General features: G+C 74.5%; 16 protein-coding genes. 11 read left to right on the forward strand and 5 right to left on the reverse strand.

The window, feature by feature from the left end; genetic code table 11:
* Positions 1-126: 126 nt before the first annotated feature.
* The 4 genes from ACZ3J7_RS24850 to ACZ3J7_RS24865 all read left to right on the forward strand — a co-directional run bounded on the left by ACZ3J7_RS24850 (position 127) and on the right by ACZ3J7_RS24865 (position 5263).
* A complete protein-coding gene (locus tag ACZ3J7_RS24850) occupies positions 127-1422 on the forward strand; it encodes a DUF1254 domain-containing protein (protein WP_465624831.1) in 1296 nt (431 codons plus the stop codon).
* A gap of 27 nt (positions 1423-1449) precedes the next feature.
* Positions 1450-2778 (forward strand): DUF1254 domain-containing protein, encoded by a 1329-nt coding sequence (locus tag ACZ3J7_RS24855; protein ID WP_465624832.1) that lies wholly within the window; start codon positions 1450-1452, stop codon positions 2776-2778.
* A 68-nt stretch (positions 2779-2846) separates the two neighbouring features.
* Positions 2847-3515, forward strand: a complete 669-nt coding sequence (locus ACZ3J7_RS24860; RefSeq protein ID WP_465624834.1) for a GAP family protein — start codon at positions 2847-2849, stop codon at positions 3513-3515.
* A gap of 161 nt (positions 3516-3676) precedes the next feature.
* On the forward strand, positions 3677-5263 hold the full coding sequence (locus ACZ3J7_RS24865) for a SulP family inorganic anion transporter (RefSeq protein WP_465624836.1): 1587 nt from the start codon (positions 3677-3679) through the stop codon (positions 5261-5263).
* Positions 5264-5270: 7 nt separating this feature from the next.
* Here the strand turns inward: ACZ3J7_RS24865 and ACZ3J7_RS24870 are convergent, their stop codons facing one another.
* Positions 5271-7028, reverse strand: coding sequence for a BACON domain-containing protein (locus tag ACZ3J7_RS24870; protein ID WP_465624837.1), 1758 nt, complete (start codon positions 7026-7028; stop codon positions 5271-5273).
* Between the two features lie 152 nt (positions 7029-7180).
* On the opposite strand from ACZ3J7_RS24870, the gene radA reads away from it, so the two are divergent.
* Positions 7181-8713 carry a DNA repair protein RadA gene (gene radA, locus ACZ3J7_RS24875; protein WP_465624839.1) on the forward strand — a complete coding sequence of 511 codons (1533 nt, stop codon included), beginning with the start codon at positions 7181-7183 and terminating at the stop codon, positions 8711-8713.
* A 121-nt stretch (positions 8714-8834) separates the two neighbouring features.
* Positions 8835-9941, forward strand: a complete 1107-nt coding sequence (gene disA, locus ACZ3J7_RS24880) for a DNA integrity scanning diadenylate cyclase DisA (protein ID WP_014136538.1) — start codon at positions 8835-8837, stop codon at positions 9939-9941.
* On the opposite strand, the gene ACZ3J7_RS24885 is transcribed toward disA, so the two are convergent.
* Positions 9938-10543 carry a helix-turn-helix domain-containing protein gene (locus tag ACZ3J7_RS24885; protein WP_465624841.1) on the reverse strand — a complete coding sequence of 202 codons (606 nt, stop codon included), beginning with the start codon at positions 10541-10543 and terminating at the stop codon, positions 9938-9940. The genes disA and ACZ3J7_RS24885 overlap by 4 nt on opposite strands.
* A gap of 121 nt (positions 10544-10664) precedes the next feature.
* On the opposite strand from ACZ3J7_RS24885, the gene ACZ3J7_RS24890 reads away from it, so the two are divergent.
* Positions 10665-11900: an MFS transporter gene (locus ACZ3J7_RS24890; RefSeq protein ID WP_465624843.1), complete on the forward strand. Its 1236-nt coding sequence runs from the start codon at positions 10665-10667 to the stop codon at positions 11898-11900.
* A 26-nt stretch (positions 11901-11926) separates the two neighbouring features.
* On the opposite strand, the gene ACZ3J7_RS24895 is transcribed toward ACZ3J7_RS24890, so the two are convergent.
* On the reverse strand, positions 11927-12802 hold the full coding sequence (locus tag ACZ3J7_RS24895) for a hypothetical protein (protein WP_465624845.1): 876 nt from the start codon (positions 12800-12802) through the stop codon (positions 11927-11929).
* A 133-nt stretch (positions 12803-12935) separates the two neighbouring features.
* On the opposite strand from ACZ3J7_RS24895, the gene ACZ3J7_RS24900 reads away from it, so the two are divergent.
* Both ACZ3J7_RS24900 and ACZ3J7_RS24905 read left to right on the forward strand, forming a co-directional pair.
* Positions 12936-13682, forward strand: coding sequence for a rhomboid family intramembrane serine protease (locus ACZ3J7_RS24900; RefSeq protein WP_465624847.1), 747 nt, complete (start codon positions 12936-12938; stop codon positions 13680-13682).
* Positions 13683-13718: 36 nt separating this feature from the next.
* Positions 13719-14624 (forward strand): HhH-GPD family protein, encoded by a 906-nt coding sequence (locus ACZ3J7_RS24905; protein ID WP_465624849.1) that lies wholly within the window; start codon positions 13719-13721, stop codon positions 14622-14624.
* Between the two features lie 74 nt (positions 14625-14698).
* Here ACZ3J7_RS24905 and ACZ3J7_RS24910 read toward each other — a convergent pair whose 3' ends face one another.
* A complete protein-coding gene (locus ACZ3J7_RS24910) occupies positions 14699-16291 on the reverse strand; it encodes an MDR family MFS transporter (protein WP_465624851.1) in 1593 nt (530 codons plus the stop codon).
* Between the two features lie 209 nt (positions 16292-16500).
* On the opposite strand from ACZ3J7_RS24910, the gene ACZ3J7_RS24915 reads away from it, so the two are divergent.
* Positions 16501-17109 carry a TetR/AcrR family transcriptional regulator gene (locus ACZ3J7_RS24915; protein WP_465624853.1) on the forward strand — a complete coding sequence of 203 codons (609 nt, stop codon included), beginning with the start codon at positions 16501-16503 and terminating at the stop codon, positions 17107-17109.
* A 37-nt stretch (positions 17110-17146) separates the two neighbouring features.
* Here ACZ3J7_RS24915 and ACZ3J7_RS24920 read toward each other — a convergent pair whose 3' ends face one another.
* Complete coding sequence (locus ACZ3J7_RS24920; RefSeq protein ID WP_465624855.1) at positions 17147-18172, reverse strand: M23 family metallopeptidase; 1026 nt, start codon at positions 18170-18172, stop codon at positions 17147-17149.
* 364 nt (positions 18173-18536) lie between these two features.
* Here ACZ3J7_RS24920 and ACZ3J7_RS24925 point away from each other — a divergent pair, with 364 nt between their 5' ends.
* Positions 18537-19652 (forward strand): threonine aldolase family protein, encoded by a 1116-nt coding sequence (locus tag ACZ3J7_RS24925; RefSeq protein WP_465624857.1) that lies wholly within the window; start codon positions 18537-18539, stop codon positions 19650-19652.
* Positions 19653-19694: the final 42 nt, after the last annotated feature.

Consider the following 19694-nt stretch of genomic DNA (forward strand, 5'->3'; position numbering starts at 1 on the left):
CGTCGGCGGACGGCGCGTCACCCGCCCCGGCCCGCCGTCGGAGTGCCGATCGAAAAGGGAGCACATAGCATCCCGGTGTACCGGTATGTCTGATTGTTCCCTTTCGGGGGGAGAAGGGTGGGCGAGATGGGGAACCCGGTCGGCGCGGATCCGGCGGCGGTGCGGCGGACGGCGGCGCGGGCGTGGGTCTGGGGCTACCCGCTGGTGGAGAACTACCGGACGATCTACCCGCAGGCGATCGACGACGCGGACCCCCGGTACGTCGGGGGCTTCGGCGTGTTCCGGCACTACCCGCGGCCGTTCACCCCGGCCAACACGGACGTGGTGACGCCCAACAACGACACCCCGTACTCGTGGGCCTGGCTGGACCTGCGGGCCGAGCCCTGGGTGCTGGAGAAGCCCGCCACCGACCGCTACCACGTGCTGCCGGTGCACGACCTGGACACCGCGTACGTCGGCTTCGTCGGCTCGCGCGCCACCGGCGACGGCGCGGGCCGCTACCTGATCGCGGGCCCGGGGCACGAGGCGCACCCGCCGGAGGGCTTCGACGGGGTGCTGCGGGCCGACACCAACCTGGTCGGCATCCTCGGGCGGACGTTCTCGGCGGGCCCCGCGGACGTGCCGGAGGTCGAGCGGGTGCAGGCCGGGTACGTGCTGAAGCCGCTGAGCGAGCACCTGGGCACGCCGCGGCCGGTCGCCGCCGAACCGGTGTGGCCGGTCTGGCGGGGCGAGGAGGCGCTCGGCACGCTGGAGTTCTTCGCCCTGCTCGACTTCCTGCTGGGCTTCTTCCCGACCCTGCCCGCGGACGCCGAACTGCGCGGCCGACTCGCCGAACTGGGCATCGGCGGCGGCGACTTCGAACCGGCGGCACTGCCCGCCGAGGTGCGCGAGGCACTGCTCGCGGGCATCGCGGACGGCCGGGCCGAGCTGGTCGCGGCGACGGACGGCGCGGCCACCGGCACCGCCCTGTTCGGCACCCGCGAGCAGCTGGGCACCCGCTACCTGGACCGGGCCTGCGGCGCCCTCAAGGGCCTGTACGGGCTGCCGGCCGAGGAGGCCTGGTACGGCGGCTGGGAGTCGGCGGCGGGCGGCCGGGAGCCGGCCGTGCTGCACTTCCCGGCCGGCCGGCTGCCGCCGGCCCGGTTCTTCTGGTCGGCGACGGTGTACCGCCTCCCGGAGCGCCTGCTGGTCGCCAACGAGATCGACCGGTACTCGATCGGTGACCGCACGCCCGGCCTGGTGTACGGCGCGGACGGCTCGCTGACCCTCCATCTCCAGCACCAACGCCCCACCGAACCGGACGAGTTCGCGAACTGGTTGCCTGCCCCCGAAGGCCCGTACTTCGTCGCGGTGCGCGCCTACGGCCCGAAGCCCGAGCTGCTGGACGGCAGTTGGCAGCTCCCCACCCTCACCACCCGCTGAAGTACCCGACCAGACAAGGACGTTCGGATGGCTGACGCCACGCCCGAGATGCTGGCCGCCGAGGCCCACGTGTACGGCTCCCCGCTGGTGGCCGGCCTGACCGCGGTGGACGGCATCGTCCGCCGCGGGCTGGCCTCGATCGGTCCGACGCCGTGGAACACCTTCGGCCACGCCACCGAACTCGGCGACGCCTCCTCGCACTTCGTGTCGGTGAACAACGACACGGTGTACTCGATCGCCCCGCTGGACCTGTCGGCCGGCCCGCTGCTGCTGCACGTCCCGGACACCGGCGGCGCGTACGACGTGCTGCAGTTCATCGACGCCTGGACGAACAACTTCGCCTACGTGGGCCGCCGTTCGTCCGGCACCGCCGAGCAGACCTGGCTGGTCGCCCCGCCCGGCTGGCGCGGGACGGCACCGGAGGGCGTACCGGTGATCACCTCCCCGACGGCGGTCGCCGTGATCCTGGGGCGCAACTCCTGCTCCGGGCCGGACGACCTGCCCCGAGTGCGGGAGCTGCAGCGGCAGTTGACGCTCACCCCGGTGGAGGGGAACGCCGGCGCGGGCCTGCCGGAGCCGGAGCCGGACGTCCCCGCGGAGCTGCTGTTCCTGGAACGGCTGCGGGTCTGGGCGGCCGCGTTCCCGCCCGCCGCCGCCGACGTGGAGTTCCAGCAGCGCTTCGCCCCGATCGGCCTGCTCGACCAGGGCCGCTCGCCCTACCTGGACGGCCCGCCGGAGTGGGCGGCGGCGCTGGCCAAGGGCCTGGCGGCGGGCCGCGAACGGGTGGAGGCCGCGACCGCCGGCACCGACGACCCCACCGGCGAGTGGGCCGCCAACCTGCACCTGTTCGACTACAACCTGGACCACCTCGGCCCCGGCACCCGCGACGAGCCGCAGTGGCGGATCGCCGACCGCCGCTCCGCCTACCTGTCCCGCGCGGTGGCCGCCCGGACCGGCCTGTGGGGCAACCACGCCTACGAGGCCGCGTACGCCACCACCTACAACGACGCGGACGGCGTCCCGCTGACCGGCGCGCACGCGTACACCCTGCGGTTCGAGCGGACCCCGCCGGTGGGCGCGTTCTGGTCGGTGACGATGTACGGCACCCCGGAGTACCTGCTGGTCGCCAACGAGATCGACCGGTACTCGATCGGCGACCGCACGCCCGGCCTGGTGTACGGCGAGGACGGCTCGCTGACGCTCCACCTCCAGCACGAACGGCCCACCGACGCCGACGAGTTCGCGAACTGGCTGCCCGCGCCGGAGGGCGGCTTCCGACCGATGGTGCGGATGTACCAGCCGAAGGACGAGGTGCTGGACGGCAGCTACCGGCTGCCCGCGATCCGGCTGCGCTGACCGGAGCGGGTCGACCGGAGCGGGCCGACCGGAGCAGGGGCACGCGGGGGAACGGAGAGGGGACGGAGATGGGTGACGCGATCGGGCAGATGCTGGCCTCGGCGGTCGGCATCGCGATCAGCCCGCTGCCGCTGATCGCGGTGATCCTGATGCTGGCCACCCCGCGCGGGCGGTCCAACGGCATCGCGTTCGCGGCCGGCTGGGTGGTGGCGCTGGGCGCGGTCACCACCGCGGTGGTGCTGGCCGGTTCGGGCATCGACAGCGCCGCGGGGACGCCCGACTGGTCGTACTGGGTGAAGCTCGCGCTGGGCGTGCTGTTCCTGCTGCTGGCGGTCAGGCAGTGGCGGGCGCGGCCGCGGGAGGGCCGGGCCGCCGAGGCGCCGGGGTGGATGCGGGCGATCGACCGGTTCACCCCGCCGAAGTCGGCGGGGCTGGCCGCGGTGCTGGTCGCCGCCAACCCGAAGAACCTGGTGCTGGCGGTCGGCGGCGCGGTCTCCGTCGCCACCAGCGGCGCGAGCGGCGGCGGCAAGGCGGTCGCCGGGGTGCTGCTGGTGCTGATCGGCTCGCTGTGCACGCTGCTGCCGCTGGGCGTCTACCTGCTCGGCGGGGCGCGGGCGACCGAGGTGCTGGGCGGCTGGAAGGCGTGGATGTCCGCGCACAACTCGGCGATCATGGTCGTGCTGCTGCTGGTCCTGGGCGTGAAGTACGTCGGCGACGCCGTGTCGGGGCTGGCCTGATGGGCCGACCCCGGCCCGGGCCCCACCCCCGTCCCCACTCCCACCTTTGGCCCCGACCCCACTCCTGGCCCCGGCCCCGGCGCCCGCGCGGCCTGGGCCGGCCGAAGCCGAGCGACGTCACCGCCGGACTGGTCACCGGCCTGTTCTCGATCCCGGAGGGCATGGCGTACGCGTCGATCGCCGGGTTCAACCCGGTCGCGGGCCTGTTCTCCGGCGTCGTCCCGGCGGTCGTCGGCTCGTTGACCGCCCGGACCGTGCTGATGGTCACCACGCTGACCAGCGCCGTCGCGCTGACCTCGCAGAGCGTGCTGAGCGACGCCGGGCTGGACCCCTCCGACGCCGGGAACGTCGCGCTGCTGGGCGTGCTGTCCGGCGTGGTGATGCTGCTGATGGGCGTGCTGCGGCTGGGCGTGGTGCTGAGCTTCGTCTCCAACGCGGTGATGGTCGGCTTCTCCGCCGGCATCGCGCTGCAGATCGTGGTCGGCGTGCTCAAGGACGCCACCGGGTACCGGCCGCAGGGCCACAACAAGCTGGTGCAGCTCGGCGACTGGCTGCTGCACGCCGGGTCCTGGGAGCTCGCGGCGACGCTGGTGGCGGCGGCGACCGTCGCGGTGTGGGCGCTGGCGCACGCGATGGAGCGGCTGCGGACGGTGGCGCTGCTGGTGGCGATGGTGCTGGTCAGCGCGGGCGTGGCGGTGTTCGGCACCGACGTGGAGCTGGTCGGCGGCATCGCCGGGATCCCGGCCGCGCTGCCGCACTTCACCGCGCCCGACTGGTCGGCGGCCCGACACCTGCTCGGCGGGGCGCTGTCGATCGCGCTGGTGGCGCTCGCCCAGGCGGCCGGGATCAGCCCGTCGGTGCCCAACCCGGACGGCTCGAAGTCGAGCGTCAACGGCGACTTCACCGCGCAGGGCCTCGCCAACGTCACCGGCGCGCTGTTCCAGTCGCTGCCGGTCGGCGGTTCGCTGTCGCGCACCGGCGTCGCGGTCTCCGCCGGGGCCCGCACCCGCTGGGCGGGCGTGTTCTCCGGCGTCTGGCTGGCGCTGGTCGTGCTGGCCCTGGCGCCGCTCGCCGAGCACATCCCGATGCCGGTGATCGGCGGGCTGATCATCGTGGTCGGCGGCGAACTGATCGTCGGCAAGGTCCCGGACGTCAGGCTGGTGCTGCGGACCTCGCCGCTGTCCGCCGCCGCGATGGCGGTCACCTTCCTGGGCACCACCCAGCTGCCGCTGCAGCAGGCGATCATCCTCGGCGTGGTGCTCTCGCTGCTGCTCTACTGCGTGCAGGCCTCCCGGCAGGCCCGGCTGACCGCGCTCGTCCCGACCGGCGACGGCCACTGGCGGACCGCCGAGGTGCCCGCCGAGCTGCCCGCCGGGCGGGTCACCGTGCTCGCCTACGGCGGGGTCAGCCTGTTCGCGGAGCTCCCGCTGATCGAGTCGGCCTGGCCGGGGGCGCCCGACGGCCCGGCCGTGCTGGTGCTGGTGGTCCGGGCCGTCCCCGACGTCCCCTCGTCCAGCGTGGTCAAGCTGCTGCGCCGCCGGAACGAGGAGCTGGGCGCCCGCGGCGGACGGCTGATCGTCGCCGGGGCGCAGCCCTCCTTCGTCCGGCTCACCGAGCACACCGGGCTGGCCGGCGCGCTCGGCGCGGACGGAGTCGTTCCCGCCGACCCCGTCCTGGACGCCTCGCTGGAGGAGGCGGTGGCCCGCGGTGAGCGCTGGCTGGCGGGCCGGCGCACCGCGGCGGACTGACCCGCCGTCACGGCGCGGCAGAGCCGGCCGGGGACTCGGGCGGTGCGGACGCGGGCGGTGCGGACGCGGACGGGCTCGGCGTCGGAGCGGACGAGGCCGAGGACGACGGCGCGGACGACGGCGAGGCCGGGGCCGGGGGCGAGGCGGGCGCGGAGGCCGAGGCGGACGGCGAGGGGTCGGCCGGGGTCGGGTCGCCCGTGCTCGCGGACGGGGAGGGCGAGGGCGCGGGCGTCGGGCTCCCGGTCGGGTCCGGGGTGGGGACGCCGCGGTGGTCGCTGCCGCCCTCCAGGGTCACCACGGCGGTGGACGGCGGCAGCGCCAGGCGCGCGGTCCAGCGGGACTGCGGGGCGCGCGCCTCGTCGACGGTGACGGTGACGGTGATCCGCTGGCCGGGCTCCAGGGTGCCGGCGTCCCGGCTCAGCCGCAGCCAGTCGACGTCCAGCACGGCGTGCCAGGCGAGCGGCCCGTCCCCGGTGTTGGTGAGGGTCAGCACGGTGCGGTTGCCGTACGCGCCGGCCGTCACGGTCAGCCGGTCCGCGGCGGACGGCGCCGGGGCGGGTTCGGGGGTCAGGGCGGGACTGGAGAGCGGGGTGGCGCCGCGCGAGGGCACCGGCACGGCGGGGCCCTGAACCGTCGGCAGGGACGTTTCTGCGGCCACCGCGCCGACCAGCTCCAGCACCTGCACCGGGGCGGCCGGCGGCAGCGCGGCGACCGCGGCCGGCGTCGGCTCGGGCACCGGCACCCGCCGCCCGGGCGCCGCCGTCGGGTCCACCCGCACCGAGGAGACCGCCGCGGCGTGGTCCTCGGCGCCGCCCCGGTGCGCGCTCCACAGCGCCACCACCGGCGCGGCCAGCACCGCCGCCAGCACGCCGGTGGTCACCACCCGCTGCCGCACCGCCGCGCCGCGCGGTGCCGGGGGCATCCGGTGCCGGGGGAAGCCGCGCTGGTCGAAGCGGGGCTCGGCCGGGCCCTGCGCGGCCCGCCGGCCCGCGGCCGCGCCGGTCAGGAAGGCCGTCCCGCCGGACGGCGCCGCGCCGGGGCGCAGCGGCCCGGGCGCGGCCAGCAGCGGCAGCCCGGGCAGTCCGGCCAGGCCGTGCCCGAGCTGCCCGGCGACCCGTTCGGCGGTGCCCCGGCAGGTCGGGCACTCGACCAGGTGCAGGACGAGTTCGCGGCGCAGCGCCGGGCCGAGCACCCAGCCCCGCCAGGACTCCGCGCCGACGCCGCCGAGCTGGGCCAGTTCGGGGCAGGAGCCGACGCCGAGGACGAGCAGCGCGGTCCTGGTCCGGCCGACCTCGGCGCCCGCCGCGTCCAGCAGCGCGGCCGCGTCCTCGGCGCTCAGGCCGAGCACCGCCGCGACCTCCGCGCCGTCCAGCCGGTGGCGCACCGCCAGCTCCAGCGCCTCGCGCTGCTCGGGGTCGGTGCCGGCCGCCTCGGGCCAGGCCAGCGAGGCGAGTTCGCGCCGCCGCTCGCGCAGCGCGCCCGGGGAGCCGGGCGGGGACGCGCCGTCCGCGCCGCGGTCGCCTTCGAGGCGGGCCAGGCAGCGGTGCCGGGCCAGTGCGTACAGCCAGGCGCGCAGCAGCGCCGGGTCGTCGACCCGGTCGCCGTGGCGCAGGGCCAGGTCGCGGACCTCCAGGACGGCCGAGGTCGCGGCTTCGTGCTCGCAGAGCACGGACAGGCAGTAGGTGAACAGCCCGTCGACGCACGCGCCGTACGCCCGGAGGGCCGGGGTCGGGTCGACGGGGTGGGGGGGCTGGCCGGTGGTCACGGAACCGACGGTAGGCAGCCGAAACCCGCCGCCCCGAAGGTTTCCGCCATTTGTCCTTCTTTCGGGTAACAGGACCGATTCCTTGTTCGCCCGGTTGACGCCGTTCGGGTGAGGTCCGGGCGTTGTCGGTGCGAGGCGCTACCGTGGCCCGCATGGCTGCCCGTACCAAGACCACCGCGAAGCCGCGCCCGTCGTACCGCTGCACCGAGTGCGGCGCCCAACTGCTCAAGTGGGTCGGCCGCTGTCCCGAGTGCAACGCCTGGGGCACGGTGGAGGAGCACGGCGCGGTCCCGGTCCGGACGACGGCGGCGGGGCCGGTCTCCGCGCCCGCCAAGCCGATCGGGCAGGTCGACGGGCAGGTGGCGACGGCCCGCTCCACCGGCGTCCCGGAGCTGGACCGGGTGCTCGGCGGCGGCCTGGTGCCGGGCGCGGTGGTGCTGCTCGCGGGCGAGCCCGGCGTCGGCAAGTCGACCCTGCTGCTGGACGTCGCGGCCAAGGCCGCCAGCGACCGGCACCGCACGCTGTACGTCACCGGCGAGGAGTCGGCCGGCCAGGTCCGGCTGCGCGCGGACCGGATCAAGGCGCTCTCCGACCACCTCTACCTGGCCGCCGAGCAGGACCTGGGCGCGGTGCTCGGCCACATCGAGGCGGTCAACCCCTCGCTCCTGATCCTGGACTCGGTGCAGACCATCGCCTCCGCCGAGCTGGACGGCGCCCCGGGCGGTCCGGCGCAGGTCCGCGAGGTGGCGGGCGCGCTGATCCGGGCCTCCAAGGAGCGTGGCATGGCCACCCTGCTGGTCGGCCACGTCACCAAGGACGGCCAGATCGCCGGCCCCCGCCTGCTGGAGCACCTGGTGGACGTGGTGCTCTCCTTCGAGGGCGACCGGCACGCCCGGCTGCGGCTGATCCGCGGCGTGAAGAACCGCTACGGCGCGACCGACGAGGTCGGCTGCTTCGAGCTGCACGACGAGGGCATCGTCGGCCTGGCCGACCCGTCCGGCCTGTTCCTGACCCGCCGCGACAAGGCCGTCCCGGGCACCTGCCTGACCGTCACGCTGGAGGGCAAGCGGCCGCTGGTGGCCGAGGTGCAGGCGTTGATGGTCGACTCGCAGATCCCCTCGCCGAGGCGCACCACCTCGGGTCTGGAGTCGCCGCGGATCGCGATGATCCTGGCGGTGGTGGAGCGGCACGGCGGCGTGAAGCTCGGCAAGCAGGACATCTACACGGCCACGGTCGGCGGCGTGAAGCTCACCGAGCCGTCGGCCGACCTGGCGATCGCCCTGGCGGTGGCCTCGTCCTCGACCGACACGCCGCTGCCGAACAACCTGGTGGCGATCGGCGAGGTCGGCCTGGCGGGCGAGGTGCGGCGGGTGACCGGCGTGCAGCGGCGCCTGGCGGAGGCCCACCGGCTCGGCTTCACCCACGCGCTCGTCCCGCCGGACCCGGGCAAGGTCCCGGCCGGCATGCAGGTGGTGGAGGTCTCCGACATCGGCGAGGCGCTGCGCGCGATCCCCGGCCGCCGCCCCCGCTCGAAGCCGAAGGCGGACACCGCGCCGTCGGCCCGCACGCCGGGCGATCCGGGCGCCCAGGCGCTCGCCCGGGCCCGCGCCCAGGCCCCGGTCCAGGCCTACCCGGAGGAGCTGATGGCGGGTTGGGAGCCGGTCGACTCGGACGAACTGGCCTGACCCACGCCCCGTCGCGGCCGTACGCAGTTAGACTTCAGCTGCTCATCGGCATCATTCGCAGCAACAACAGACAGACCGTCGGCCGCCGCGGCACACGGTTCGGGTCGGCCCAAGGAGTCACGTGGCAGCCATCGACCGGGCGGACAAGTCCTCCCGCGAGGAGGCCCTGCTGCGGGCTTCCCTCAGTGCGATCGCGCCGGGCACGGCACTGCGTGACGGCCTGGAGCGGGTGCTCCGGGCCAACACCGGCGGCCTGATCGTGCTCGGCTTCGACAAGAGCGTGGACGCGCTGTGCACCGGCGGTTTCGTGCTGGACGTCGAGTTCACCGCCACCCGGCTGCGCGAGCTGTGCAAGCTGGACGGCGCGGTGATCCTGGACAAGGACCACGCCAAGATCCTGCGCGCGGGCGTCCACCTGATGCCGGACGCGAACATCCCCACCGACGAGACCGGCACCCGCCACCGCACCGCCGAGCGGGTCAACCGGCAGACCGGCTTCCCGGTGGTCGCGGTCTCGCACTCGATGCGGCTGATCGCGATCTACGTCAACGGCGCCCGGCGGGTGCTGGAGGACTCCACCACGGTGCTGTCCCGGGCCAACCAGGCGCTGGCCACCCTGGAGCGCTACAAGCTCCGCCTGGACGAGGTGGCCGGCACCCTGTCCGCCCTGGAGATCGAGGACCTGGTCACCGTCCGGGACGTCTCGGCGGTGGTGCAGCGCCTGGAGATGGTCCGGCTGATCGCCGGTGAGATCGCCGGGTACGTGCTGGAGCTGGGCACCGACGGCCGGCTGCTGTCGCTGCAGCTGGACGAGCTGATCGCCGGCGTCGAGCCCGAGCGCGAGCTGGTGGTGCGCGACTACTTCCCGGACCGGGCGGCGAAGAAGGGCCGCACGGTCACCGAGGTGCTCGCCGACCTGGAGGCGCTGACCCACGCCGAGCTGCTCGACCTGCAGACCGTCGCCAAGGCGCTCGGCTACACCGGCACCCCCGAGTCGCTGGACTCCGCGGTCTCCCCGCGCGGCTACCGGCTGCTCGCCAAGGTGCCCCGGCTGCCGAACACCGTCATCGAGCGGCTGGTCGACCACTTCGGCGGCCTGCAGAAGCTGCTCGCCGCGTCCATCGACGACCTGCAGACCGTGGAGGGCGTCGGCGAGACCCGGGCCCGCTCGGTGCGCGAGGGGCTGTCCCGGCTCGCCGAGTCCTCCATCCTGGAGCGGTACGTCTAGTCCTCCGCGGGCGGCCGGACGGCGTACAGCAGGGCGAACAGCGCCACCTCGACGGCGTCCGGGTCGGTGGAGTCGCCCTCCGCGAACACCTCGTCCAGCGCCTCGTCCAGTCGGGCGCGCAGCCGCCGCAGCCGTTCGGGGCTGAGCCGGAAGGTGGCGTGCGCGAACTTGCCGGGGTGCGGGTTGCCCTGCGCCGCCGGGGTCAGGTCGATCCGGCCCGCCAGGAAGTCGCGCCGGAAGTCCGCGCGCACCAGGTCCATCGCCGCCAGGATCGCCCCCAGCGCGCCGGGCGGCTCGTCGCCCTCCGCGTAGACCTGCGGCGACAGCCGCAGGGACCGCTGGGCGGAGCGGTAGCGGCTCTCCACGATCCCGGAGACCAGCCGGGTCTCCGCCACGTACACCAGCCCGGCCTGCTCCAGCTGCTTGACGTGCCGGTACAGCTTGGTCGGCGCCTCCTCCAGCGCCGCGGCGACCTCCTTCACCGAGACCGGCTCCGGGTCGCGCTTCATCAGCACCCCGAGCACGGCCAGCCGCAGCGGGTCGGCCAGCGCCTTGAGCGTCGCGACGTCGGTGACCTCGCGCTCCTTCATCTGTTCAGCCACGTTCACATTCAGCCATAGCGTCAACGCTTGCGCAATCATTCCCTCTGGTGCAACCATTCATGTGCACGTGAATGGTTGCTGCGACATGAACATGGGCGGAAGCATGAACGGGGTACGAGGGATGAGCACCACAGCCGAACCGGAAGCCGTCGTGGTGCCGCTGCGCCGCAACCGCCGCTTCCAGACCCTCTGGGCCGGCTCCGCGTCCGCGATGCTCGGCACCTGCCTCGCCGACACCGCGTACCCGCTGCTGCTGCTCGCGATGACCGGCTCCCCGACCGTGGCCGGGGCGTTCGGCGCCGTCCAGTTCGGGGCGTCCGTGCTGTTCGGCCTGCACGGCGGCACGGTCGCCGACCGGCACGACCGGCGGCGGATCCTGATCGTCGCCGACACCGTCCGGCTGCTCACCGCGCTCAGCGTCGCGCTCGCCCTGGTCGCCGACCTGCTGACCGTCCCGCACGCGCTGTTCGCCGCCGCCGTCATCGGCGCCACCATGGCCTACGGCGGCCCCTCCCGGATGCTCGCGCTGCGCGCCGTCGTCCCGCCCGAGCAGCTCCGCCAGGCCCTCTCGCAGGACGAACTGCGGGTCAACGGCGCCGCGCTGGCCGGACCGCCGCTGGCCGGCTTCCTGCTCGGCCTCGGCAGCGCGGTCCCCTTCCTCACCACCGTCCTGACCTCCGGCCTGGCCCTCGGTGCGAGCGTCGCCGTCCGGTTCGACTCCCGTCCCGGGGCGGACGGGACGACCGGGGGCAGGGAGAGGGGCGCCGCGCTGGCCGGCCTGCGCCACCTGCTCGCCCACCGGACGATGCGCGGTGCCGTGCTGATCGCCGCCGGGCTCAACCTCACCGGCTCGGCGATCCTGCTCGCCGTCATGGTCCTGCTCCGCGAGCACGGCACCTCCGAGGCGGGCATCGGCCTGGTCCTCACCGGCGAGGCCGTCGGCGGCCTGCTCGGGGCGCTACTCGTCCCCCGCCTGCACCGCCTGCTCAGCCCCGGTCGGCTGATGCTCGCCGTCGGCTGGGCCGGCGCGGCCGCCTTCGCCGCCTGCGCGGCGGCCTCCGGCCCGCTCCAGGTCTTCGCCGCCCTCGCCTTCGGCTGCCTCGGCGCCCCGTCCCTGCGGGTCCTGCTGGACGTCCTGGTCTTCCAGCGGGTCCCCGAGGCGATGCGCGGCCGCGCGATGGCCGGCACCATGACCCTCCTGATGGCGGGCCTCCCGCTCGGCACGATGACCGCGGGCCTGCTCCTCGACCGCCTCCCCGCCCCCACCGTCCTCACCCTGCTCGCCACGGCCCTCGCCGTCGCCCTGCTCCCCCTCACCCTCGGCCGCACCCTGCGCGGCACCAGCTGGGCGGACTAGGGCGGTGCCCCGTCGGGGACGTCCGCTCAGCTCTCCAGCCGGATCGACGCCCGGGCCGAGAGCGGTCCGCCGGCCGGGCCGGTGAGGTCGGCCTGGACGAGGTAGTTGCCGGGCTGGGCGGGGGCCGGGTCGGGGGTGGCGCACTGGGGCTTGGAGCGGGTGCGGTCCCAGGTGAAGGTCTCGGTGACGCCGCTGTTGCCGGCGATCTGGGCCCAGGCGTCGACGCGCTCGGCGATGCAGTCCGCGGAGGACCAGACCCGCTCGTTGGCGCTGGAGGTGACCGTCAGGAAGGAGAACTCGTGCGAGAGGTTGATCCGGCAGCCCGACCCGGAGGAGTTGCGGATCGTCAGGGCCAGCTTCGGCTTGTCCTTCGGCGCGTACGAGTTCTGCGCGGAGGCGAGTTCGAGGGTGAGCTGCGAGGTGGTGCAGACCGGCAGCGCCATCACCTCGGTGGTGTTGACGGCGGGCGAGGCCCCGCCGCCCGTCCGGGAACCGCCGCCGCCGGTGCCGCCACCGCCGCCGGTGCCGCCACCCGCGCCGCCGGAGGCCGAGCCCCCGCCGCCGGAGGAGGAGCCGCCCCCGGTGACGCTGATCTCGCCGCCCGCGCCGCCGCTCGCCGCACCGCCGCTCGCCGCGCCGCCACCGCTGCCGCCGGACGAGCCGCCGGGACGGGTGGTGATCGCGGGCCCGGTCGGGGACGCGCCGGGGGTGATGGACTGTGCGGGCGCGGGCAGCGGGCTGTTCCCGCCGGCCTTCTTCTGCTTGTCGCCGTCGCCGCCGGGGCCGAACGCGAGCCAGCCCACCACGAGGAGGACGACGGCGAGGGCGGACAGGACCACGACGCGGCGCCGCCAGTAGATCGAGGCGGGCAGTGGTCCGACGGGCTGGCGCAGAGAGGGCACGCGCAAACTCTACGAGACCTTGTGCACCTGTTGACGCATCAACACCGCACCGGGACCACTTCTTTCACATGATCCGCCATTTGCTCCGGAAGAGGGACCCGACACGGCGGCGCGTCCCCCTATAGTCGCCCTCATGGCCTCCCCGCACGACCACGCTCCCACCGCCACCGGCGCCGGCCTCGACCCGGCGCGGATGATCGCCGAGGCGCGGCGCGCGTTCTTCGTCATGTTCGGTTTCCTGTGCCTGGTGTGGGCCGTGCAGCTGGTGAACTGGCTGCTGGACGGTGAGGTGGCGCTGGAGCACGGCATCCGCTCGCACGACCCGGACAGTCTCGGCTACCTGCTGACCGCGCCCCTGCTGCACCTGAACTGGCAGCACCTGGAGAGCAATTCGGGCCCGCTGTTCGTGTTCGGCTTCCTCGCCGCCTACCGCGGGGTGCGCAAGTTCCTCGGCCTGACGGCGCTGGTGGTGGTGACCAGCGGGACGGCGGTGTGGCTGTTCGAGCGGACGGACGCGGTGACCGTCGGCGCGAGCGGCATGGTCTTCGGGTACTTCGGCTACGTGGTGCTGCGCGGCCTGTTCGACCGGAACCTGATCGACTCGCTGATCGGCGTGGTGATGGGGGCGTCCTTCGCCTACATCCTGACCACGGCGGTGCCCGGCACCCCCGGGGTGTCCTGGCTGGGCCACCTCGGCGGGCTGGTCGGCGGCCTGGCCGGGGCCTGGGTCTTCCGCGACCGGCACCCGCGGCGGGCCGCCGCGCCCGCCGTCCCGGACGGTGGCGCCCTGCCGCTGCCCGCCCCGGGCGGGAAGTCCGGCCAAGCGCCGGCCAGCCCGCGCGCGGACCTGCTCAAGGAGCTCGACGACCTGGGGCTTTAAGCCCGCGGGCCGGGACGTGGCAGGATCGGGAGAACCATGGCTGCCACTGCTTCCCCCCTCGCCCCGGGCGCCGTCCAGGCGCTGCACTCGACCGTCATCGGCTGGTACGAGGCCCACGCCCGCGACCTGCCCTGGCGGGCGCCGGACGCCTCGCCGTGGGCCGTGATGGTCAGCGAGTTCATGCTCCAGCAGACGCCGGTGAAGCGGGTGCTGCCCGCCTACGCGGCCTGGCTGGAGCGCTGGCCCACGCCCGCCGCCCTGGCCGCGGACGCGCCGGGCGAGGCGGTGCGGATGTGGGGCCGGCTCGGCTACCCGCGCCGCGCGCTGCGGCTGCACGGGGCGGCGGTGGCGATCACCGAGCGGCACGGCGGCGAGGTGCCGAGCGACCACGCGGAGCTGCTGGCGCTGCCGGGGGTGGGGGAGTACACGGCGGCCGCGGTCGCCTCGTTCGCGTTCCGGCAGCGGCACCCGGTGCTGGACACCAACGTGCGCCGGGTGTTCGCCCGGGCGGTGACCGGCGTCGAGTACCCGGCCAACGCCACCACCGCCGCCGAGCGCCGCACCGCGCGGGAGCTGCTGCCGGCCGGCGACGAGCGGGCGGCGACCTGGGCGGTCGCGGTGATGGAGCTGGGCGCCCTGGTCTGCACCGCCCGCGGCCCGGAGTGCGGCGCCTGCCCGCTGCGCGCCGACTGCGCCTGGCAGCGGGCCGGCCGCCCGCCGTACCAGGGCCCGGCCCGGCGCGGCCAGACGTACGAGGGCACCGACCGGCAGGTGCGCGGCAAGCTGCTGGCGGTGCTGCGGGAGGCCCACGGGCTGGTCGCCCAGGGTCAGTTGGACGTGGTGTGGCCGGACGCGGTGCAGCGGGCCCGGGCGCTGGACGGGCTGGTCGCCGACGGGCTGGTCGAGCCGGTCGGCCCGGGCACCTACCGGCTGCCGGGGTAGCGCGGGAACGCGGAACGGCCCGCCGCCCCCGGAGCGGGGGAGGCGGGCCGTCCTCGGGCCCGGACGGGCGGACCTCAGACCGCGCCCTCCAGCGCGGCCTCGGCCTTGGCCTCGGCGGCGTCCGCGCCACCGCGGAGCTTGACCTCGCGGATGAACAGCGAGGCGACGACGGCGACCACGCTGATCACGGTGCCCCACAGGAAGACGGTGTGCATGCCGTTGGCGATGCCGTGCTGGAGCACCGAGACCGCCTCGGGCGGCATGCTCTTCAGCGTCTCCGGGCTCATCGAGCCGGTGGACTCGCCGCCGACCGGCATCCCGGCGTCCTTCAGGGTCTCGTTGAGCCGGTTGACGTAGAGGGTCCCGAACAGCGCCACGCCGAAGGAGCCGCCGATGGTGCGGAACAGGGTGGCGGAGGACGAGGCGACGCCCATGTCCTTCATCTCCACGCTGTTCTGCGCGACCAGCATGGTGACCTGCATCAGGAAGCCCATGCCGGCGCCGAGCACCACCATGTAGCAGGAGGAGGTGAAGCTCTTGGTGTCCACGGCGAGGGTGGACAGCAGCAGCGAGCCGCCGGCCATCACCGCGGTGCCGATGATCGGGTAGATCCGGTACTTGCCGGTCTTGGTGATGGCCTGGCCGACCACCAGCGAGATCACCAGCATGCCGAACATCATCGGCATCAGCAGCAGGCCGGAGTTGGTCGCCGAGGCGCCCTGCACGATCTGCTGGTAGGTGGGCAGGAAGGTCACCGCGCCGAACATGGCGAAACCGACGATGAAGCCGATGATCGAGACCATGGTGAAGTTCCGGTTGCGGAACAGCTGGAGCGGGATGATCGGCTCGGCGACCCGCTGCTCGACGTAGCAGAAGCCGATCAGCGAGGCCGCGCCGAGCGCGCCCAGGCCGAGGATCTGCTTCGAGCCCCAGGCGTACTCGTGGCCGCCCCAGGTGGTGACCAGCACGGCCGAGACGATGCCGACGGTGAGCAGGACCGCGCCGAAGTAGTCGATCTTCGCGTCGGAGCGGACCTTGGGCAGCTTCAGCACGACGACGATGAAGGCCAGCGCGATCGCGCCCAGCGGCAGGTTGACGTAGAACGTCCAGCGCCAGTTCAGGTGGTCGGTGATGAAGCCGCCGATCAGCGGGCCGCCGACGGTGGCCAGCGCCATCACGGCGGCGAACATGCCCTGGTACTTGCCGCGGTCGCGGGGCAGCACCAGCGCGCCCATGATCGACATCACGCCGACCATCAGGCCGCCGGCGCCCAGGCCCTGGACGGCGCGGAAGGCGATCAGCTGGGTCATGCTCTGCGACAGGCCGGACAGCGCCGAACCGAGCAGGAAGATCGCGATCGAGACCAGGAACGAGCCCTTGCGGCCGTACAGGTCGCCGACCTTGCCCCAGATCGGGGTGGAGGCGGCGGTGGCCAGGGTGTAGGAGGTCACCACCCAGGACATGTGCTCGGCGCCGTGCAGCTCGCCGACGATGGTGGGCATCGCGGTGCCGACGATCAGGTTGTCGAGCATGGCGAGCAGCATGGTGATGACCAGGCCGATCATCACCAGGCGGATCTCGCGGTGCGGGCGCTGCTCGAACTCGTCGGGCTTCCCGAGTGCGACGACGGGTTCCTCCGGAACCGCCGCTGACTGCTGGGTTGTCATGGTGCGTCTCTCCCGGGGCGCAGGTGCCGCGGGGTGCCGCGGCGGTACTTACTTGACGACCGGCTAGTTAATCGCCGTCCGGCACGGTAGGTTGTTCACTAGCCGGTCGTCAAGCCAGTTTCGATGCAGCCCCGCTGGGCAGGGACAATGCCAGCAGAACCGGATCTTGACACCCCTCCGCACCCGCTCCCCGAGGCAGGCCGCCAGCGATGACCACCACCCAGAGCCCCCGCAGCGACACCAGAGCGCGGATCATCGACGTGGCGCTGGAGCTGTTCGCCGAGAACGGCTACGAGAAGACCTCGCTGCGGGAGATCGCCGACCGGCTCGGCGTCACCAAGGCCGCCCTCTACTACCACTTCAAGACCAAGGACGACATCGTCCGCGGCATCGTCGAGAAGATGGCCGCCCCGCTCGACGACGCCATCGCCTACGGCGAGGACCGGCCCTGGTCGCCCGAGCTGCGCGACGAACTGCTGCGCCGGTTCGCGGCCGGGATGGGCGAGCGGGCCCCGCTGCTGCGCTTCTTCCACGAGAACCAGCCCGCGCTGCGGGAGTCCGCCGCCGGGCTGGCGTTCAAGGAGCGGATGATCCGGATGATCCGCCTGCTGCACGGGCCGGAGCCGACCTTCCGCGACCGGCTGCGCGCCACCGTGGCGCTGACCTCCGTGCACTCGGCGATGTTCCTGCTCAAGACCGACTTCTGCGAGCCCGGCACCCCGGGCGAGCCCGCCCCCACCACGGTCGAGGAGGCCATGGAGGCCGCCCTGGAGGTCGCCCTGGAGGTCGCGGCACGCATCGAGCCGCCCGCGCGGTAGGCGCGGACGGCTCGGGGCGGAGCGGGGGAGCGGCGGATCAGAAGTTGGTCGCGCCGTGCTGCTTCAGGTAGCCGACCGGGTCGATCACCTTCGCGTACTGGTTGGCGGTGCGGATCTCGAAGTGCAGGTGCGGGCCGTGCGAGTTGCCGGTGTTGCCGGACTTGCCGACCTGCTGGCCCGCGTCCACGTGCTGCCCGGCCTTCACGCCCAGCTGCGACAGGTGCGCGTACTGGGCGAAGCGGCCGTCGGCGAGCTTCAGCACGATCTGGTTGCCGTAGGCGCCCGCGTAGCCGGAGGACACCACGGTCGCGTCGCCGACCGCCAGCACCGGGGTGCCGACCGAGACCGCGAAGTCGGTGCCGGTGTGGTAGCCGGCCGCGTACGCCGCGTTGGTCTTGTGGTACGGGTTGCTGATCGTCGCGCCCGGCGCGGGCGAGGACCAGTCCGGCTTCGCCTGCGCGGCGGCGGCGGCAGCGGCGGCGGCGGCCTGCTGCTCGGCGGCCGCCTTCTCGGCAGCGGCCTTCTCGGCGGCGGCCTGCTGGTCGGCGGCGGCCTTCTCGGCGGCGGCCTGCTGCTCGGCGGCGGCCCGCTCGGCGTCCGCCTGCTGCTGCCCGTCGTCCTGCTGCTGCTGCTCGTCGGCCCGCAGCTCGACGCGCTCCTCGCCGCGGGAGGCCTGCTCGTCCTGGTGCTGGTCCTGCTCCGGGGCCTGGGGCTGGGCCTGGCCAACCTGCTCCAGCGAGGCGACCAGCGCCGCCTTGGCGGCCTCGGCCCGCTCGCCCTGGTGCGCGGCCGGGTCCGGCAGGTGGAAGCCGGAGACCTCGGCGGGGGCGCCCTCGGCGGTGGCCGTGACGGCGACCGGGGCGTCCGGGTGGGCGGTCTGCGCGATGGCCTGTCCGGTCGGGATCAGCAGCGCGCCGGCGGCGACCACCGCGGCGCCCGAGGCGAGCGCCTTGGCGGGGGCCAGCCGGGCCGTGGTGTGCGGGCCGGCCGCCAGGACCGAACGGACGTGGCGAGTGCTGATCGCCTGGAGAAGCCGGCGGCCGGTGGCGGGGAGAGAACGCATCGGGAGTCGGTACCTCACGGACGGGGCCAGAGCGGGGCCGGGCCGGTGAGGGCCCGCCGCACTGGTGAACGACTCCGGTGTAAACGACCCGGATGCGAAGGCCCAAGAGTGTGACCTACGACGGCCGATAGTGCGTGGAGCGGGTGCTAGGCCACCCCGAGGCCTCGGGCGGCGAGGCTTTTCGCGTCCCAAACCTCCTATCCCGGGTCGTATGTCGGAAATGCCCTGTGAGCAGCGCCACCGGCGACCGCCCGGTTTGGGCCCGAACCGGTCCGGGTATGACCGCCCTTCGAGCCGGTGCCCGAACCGGCTTTCGAACCAGCTGCGCCATCCGATCCACCTCTACGTCGGAGATGATCAGCTGATGAACGACACCCCTGTTCAGGACCGCCGCTTCCACGCCCGCCGCCGGGCCGACCGGCTGCTCTCGGCCGGCCGCCCGCAGACCGTGCGCGAGTCCCTGGCCGCCCTCACCGCGCTGGCCGACGGCCCGTACCCGCTGGACGAGCCCACCGACCGTTACGGCGACGGCATCGTCCGCACCCTGGAGCTGCGCACCGCCGCCCTGCTCGGCAAGCCGGACGCCGCCTACTTCCCGACCGGGACGATGGCCCAGCAGGCCGCCCTCAAGACCTGGGCCGACACCCACGGCCCGGTGGTCGCCATGCACCCGCTCGCCCACCCCGAGCAGCACGAGCGCCGCGCCCACCAGGTGCTGTCCGGCCTGCGCAGCGTCCCGCTGACCGGCGCCCCGCGCCAGCCCGCCGCCGCCGAGCTGGCCGAGCTCGACGAGCCGTACGACGTGCTGATGCTGGAGCTGCCGCTGCGCGACGCCGGCTTCCTGCTGCCCGAGTGGGGCGAACTGGAGGCGCTGTACGAGCTGGCCGAACGGCAGGGCCGCCCGGTCCACCTGGACGGCGCCCGGCTCTGGGAGTCCGCCCCGCACTTCGGCCGCCCGCTGCCGGAGGTCTGCGCCCGGGCCGGCTCGGTGTACGTCTCCTGCTACAAGTCGCTCGGCGGCCACAGCGGCGCGCTGGTGGCGGGCGAGGCGGAGTACGTCCGCCGGCTCAAGGTCTGGCGGCACCGCTACGGCGGCAGCCTGTGGCAGCAATGGCCCGCGGCGCTCTCCGCGCTGGCCGGCCTGGACCACGAGCTGCCCCGGCTGCCCGACTACGTGGCGCACGCCAAGACGGTCGCCGCCGCGCTCGCCTCGGCCCCCGGCGCCCGGGTGCACCCCGAGCCGCCGCACACCCACCAGTTCCAGTTCTGGCTCCCGTACCCGGCCGCGCGGCTGGAGGAGGCCGGCCTCCGGCAGGCCGAGGAGCAGGGCGTCTCGCTGTTCGGCGGCTGGCGCGAGCCGGCCCCGCAGCCCGGCCTGTCGATGACCGAGGTGACGGTGGCCGCCGACGCCGCCGCCTGGAGCGCCGAACAGGTCACCGAGGCGCTTGACGCCTTCCTCGCCCTCCTCCGGGACCGCTGACCCGGCGTCACGAAAGGCCGAGGGCCCCGGCGGTGGGAAACC

This window comes from Kitasatospora sp. NPDC015121, assembly GCF_055562955.1.

Coding starts and splice junctions, on each gene's coding strand:
- ACZ3J7_RS24860 (WP_465624834.1), top strand. CDS start 2,847: ATGGGTGACGCGATCGGGCAGATGCTGGCCTCGGCGGTCGGCATCGCG.
- ACZ3J7_RS24915 (WP_465624853.1), top strand. CDS start 16,501: ATGACCACCACCCAGAGCCCCCGCAGCGACACCAGAGCGCGGATCATC.
- ACZ3J7_RS24920 (WP_465624855.1), bottom strand. CDS start 18,172: ATGCGTTCTCTCCCCGCCACCGGCCGCCGGCTTCTCCAGGCGATCAGC.
- ACZ3J7_RS24865 (WP_465624836.1), top strand. CDS start 3,677: ATGGCGTACGCGTCGATCGCCGGGTTCAACCCGGTCGCGGGCCTGTTC.
- ACZ3J7_RS24890 (WP_465624843.1), top strand. CDS start 10,665: ATGAGCACCACAGCCGAACCGGAAGCCGTCGTGGTGCCGCTGCGCCGC.
- ACZ3J7_RS24900 (WP_465624847.1), top strand. CDS start 12,936: ATGGCCTCCCCGCACGACCACGCTCCCACCGCCACCGGCGCCGGCCTC.
- ACZ3J7_RS24850 (WP_465624831.1), top strand. CDS start 127: ATGGGGAACCCGGTCGGCGCGGATCCGGCGGCGGTGCGGCGGACGGCG.
- ACZ3J7_RS24925 (WP_465624857.1), top strand. CDS start 18,537: ATGAACGACACCCCTGTTCAGGACCGCCGCTTCCACGCCCGCCGCCGG.
- ACZ3J7_RS24910 (WP_465624851.1), bottom strand. CDS start 16,291: ATGACAACCCAGCAGTCAGCGGCGGTTCCGGAGGAACCCGTCGTCGCA.
- ACZ3J7_RS24855 (WP_465624832.1), top strand. CDS start 1,450: ATGGCTGACGCCACGCCCGAGATGCTGGCCGCCGAGGCCCACGTGTAC.
- ACZ3J7_RS24905 (WP_465624849.1), top strand. CDS start 13,719: ATGGCTGCCACTGCTTCCCCCCTCGCCCCGGGCGCCGTCCAGGCGCTG.
- radA (WP_465624839.1), top strand. CDS start 7,181: ATGGCTGCCCGTACCAAGACCACCGCGAAGCCGCGCCCGTCGTACCGC.